Below are 327 nucleotides of genomic sequence, written 5' to 3' on the forward strand. Positions count from 1 at the left end.
CTGGTGCGACGCGTGGAGATCGAAACGGACAGGCCACATCGCGCCTGGTGGATGGAACTGCTGACTGCCCGCCGCGACGATGCCGCCGACTATGTGAAAACGCATGCGCATCTCGTCAAGGATGTCATGACGAAGCACGTCGTCACTGTTCAGGAGATGACGCCGATCGACGAGGTGGCCCGTATTCTCGAAAAGCTGCACATCAGACGCGTTCCTGTCGTGCGCGGCAATGAGGTCGTGGGGATCGTGAGCCGCGCCAATCTGGTCCAGGCACTCGCTATTTCGGCGTCTACGCCGAACCTGCAGCAGGTTCTGAGTGATCGCGAG

At 60.6% G+C, this 327-nt stretch carries 1 protein-coding gene; it reads left to right on the plus strand.

The features are described 5' to 3' along the window. Window positions 1-327 (plus strand): CBS domain-containing protein (locus SB689_RS22785; RefSeq protein WP_410694346.1); only part of this gene is annotated, 327 nt, incomplete at both ends.

This window comes from Chryseobacterium sp. SIMBA_038 (assembly GCF_046535115.1).
Classification (GTDB): Bacteria; Bacteroidota; Bacteroidia; order Flavobacteriales; family Weeksellaceae; genus Chryseobacterium.